Below are 2,558 nucleotides of genomic sequence, written 5' to 3'. Positions count from 1 at the left end.
TTGTTCAAATCTGCGCGTGCTTATTTGATCTCTTCCCCCCCCGCGCCCCCCGCCGCGCCCCCCCCCCCCTTTCCCGTCCCCGGGCCGCGCCGCCCGTAAGTCACCCCCCGCACGGGGGAGGCCGCTCACCCGGCCAGGGGGCCCGCGGGCCCACCCCGACGGCTTGACTTGCCGCATGAGAAACGTTCACCGCACCCGCCTCCGCATGGCCCTCGTCGTCCTAGGCCTGCTGACCGTCCCGCTGACCGCGGGCCCGTTACCGGGAGCCGTGGCCCCGGCAGCGGCGGCCTCCGGCGCCGAGCGGCCGCCGGACGGAGACATCCGCGCGCGCATCGAGGCCATCCCCGGCATGCGGGTCACGGCCGAACGCGCCGCGGCGCCGGGGCAGCGCTGGTTCGAGCTGGCCTACCGGCAGCCCGTGGACCACCGGCACCCCGGGCGCGGCACGTTCGAGCAGCGGCTGAGGCTGCTGCACAAGTCGACCGACCGCCCGACGGTCCTTTACACGTCCGGCTACGGCCTCGTCTCGAACCCCGACTTCCGCTCCGAGCCCACCCAGCTCGTCGACGGCAATGAAATCGTCACCGAGCAGCGGTACTTCGACAAGTCCGTGCCGAAGCCCGTCGACTGGTCGAAGCTGGACATCCGGCAGGCCGCCGACGACCACCACCGCCTGATCCAGGCGCTCAAGCCGCTCTACGACGGCCGGTGGATATCGACGGGCGGCAGCAAGGGCGGCATGACCTCGGTCTACCACCGGCGCTTCCACCCACGGGACGTGGACGGCACGGTCGTCTACGCGGCCCCCAACAACGTGAACGACCGCGACGACAGCGCCTACGACGCGTTCATCGAACGCGTGGGGACACCGGCCTGCCGCGCCAGGCTGAAGGCCGTACAGCGCGAGGCGTTGGTGCGGCGTGACGAGATGGTGGCCCGGTACACGACGTGGGCGGCCGAGAACGGGCACACGTTCGGGATCATCGGCAGCGCCGACAAGGCATACGAACTCGCCGTGCTGCGGGCCGTACCGATGTACTGGCAGTACGGCGACGCCCAGTGCACCGACGTCCCGGAGCCGACCGACTCGACGCAGGAGCTGTACACCTGGCTCGACCGGACCACTGGCCTCGCGAACTTCACGGACACCACGCTCAAGCCGCTGACGCCGTACTTCCACCAACTGGGCACCCAGCTCGGCTATCCGCAGTACAGCACCCCCCACCTGACCGGTCTGCTCCGCCACCCCGGCGTCCAGGACGTACGCACCTATGTGCCCCGCGACATCCCGCTCCGCTTCCAGCCGCAGGCGATGGCCGACATCGACCGCTGGGTACGGCACGACGGGAGCCGACTCCTCTTCGTCTACGGCGAGAACGACGTGGCGACCGCCGAGCGCTTCCGGCTCGGGCGGGGCAGCCGCGACGCGCACCTCTACGTCGCCCCGGACACCAACCACCGGGCACGCATCGCGTCGCTTCCCGCGAAGGACTCCGCCGCCGCCAAGGCCACGCTGCGGCGCTGGGCCGGCCGGTGAGGAGTTCTTCCACGGCGACGCACGGGTATGGCGGGGCATCGCGCGCTCCGCGAGGATGACCCCTTTCCACGAAGGGCATCGCGATGGGAACTCACGCGGCGGCGAGACGAGGAAGGCCGGTCGTGCTCGCGGCGATCGGCACCGCCCTGCTCGCCGCCCTGCTGTCCATCCCCGGCGCCGGGGGAGCGCCACGGTCGGCCGACGCCTGCGCCGCCACCTCCGCCACCTCCGGCACCGAGCTGCCCAGTGGTGACTGCGGGCCGTTCTGGCAGGTCCTCGCCGAGGACTTCAACGGCGACCGGGTGCCGCTCGGCGCGTTCCGCGACTGCGACCATCACGCCGACACCTCCGCGGCGTACTGCGGCGGCCTCAAGGGCGACTACCGCGACAACTGGTGGGCGTACCCGACCGGTTGGCGTGACACGGCGAACGACCGCGACCGCGACGTCGTCGGTGTCTACCACCCCGAGGACACCGTGAGCGTGGGCCCTGCGGAGAACGGCGACGGCCGCATGCGCATCCGGATGTGGCGGCCCGCCGACGGCGGCCCCGTCCATGCCGCGGCGGTCGTACCGCGTGCCGTCATGCAGATGAAGTACGGCAAGTACAGCGCCCGCATCAAGGTCACCGACCCGGCCCCCGGATACAAGTCGGCCTGGCTGCATTACGGCGGCGGCTGCGAGATGGACCACCCCGAGGGCAACTGGACCGGCTCCCTCACCGCCTTCCACCATCCCTGCGGCGGCGGTGAGCAGGGCTCGTTCCGCGGCGCCGACGACTGGACCGAGTGGCACACGGTGTCGACCGAATGGACCCCCGGCCACGTCCGCTTCTTCGTCGACGGACGCGAGACGGGACACGACACCAGGGGCGTGCCGGACGACCCGCTGTCCTGGGTCCTGCAGAACGAGAGCGCGCTTGAAGGACCCGGAGCGGCGCCCGGCAGCAGCGCGCAACTGGAGATCACCTGGGTCGCCGCGTACGCGTACAACTGGAAGTGACATGGGGGTAGGGCCCGTTC

Annotated in this window: 2 protein-coding genes; both read left to right on the top strand. The window is 71.5% G+C overall.

What is annotated here, in order from left to right:
• The first annotated feature begins 175 nt into the window (after positions 1-175).
• On the top strand, positions 176-1,537 hold the full coding sequence (locus tag ACFWY6_RS45050; RefSeq protein ID WP_384703632.1) for a S28 family serine protease: 1,362 nt from the start codon (positions 176-178) through the stop codon (positions 1,535-1,537).
• Between the two features lie 122 nt (positions 1,538-1,659).
• Positions 1,660-2,538 carry a glycoside hydrolase family 16 protein gene (locus ACFWY6_RS45045; RefSeq protein WP_384703629.1) on the top strand — a complete coding sequence of 293 codons (879 nt, stop codon included), beginning with the start codon at positions 1,660-1,662 and terminating at the stop codon, positions 2,536-2,538.
• The last annotated feature ends 20 nt before the right edge of the window (positions 2,539-2,558 follow it).

The organism is Streptomyces sp. NPDC059037 (assembly GCF_042740015.1).
Taxonomy (GTDB): Bacteria; Actinomycetota; Actinomycetes; order Streptomycetales; family Streptomycetaceae; genus Streptomyces.
The sequence above is the reverse complement of the archived record's forward strand: the minus strand, read 5'-3'. Positions and strand labels throughout refer to the sequence as shown.

Bases quoted from the DNA above. Each gene is read 5' to 3' on its own strand.
- ACFWY6_RS45050 (WP_384703632.1), top strand. From the start codon at position 176: ATGAGAAACGTTCACCGCACCCGCCTCCGCATGGCCCTCGTCGTCCTA.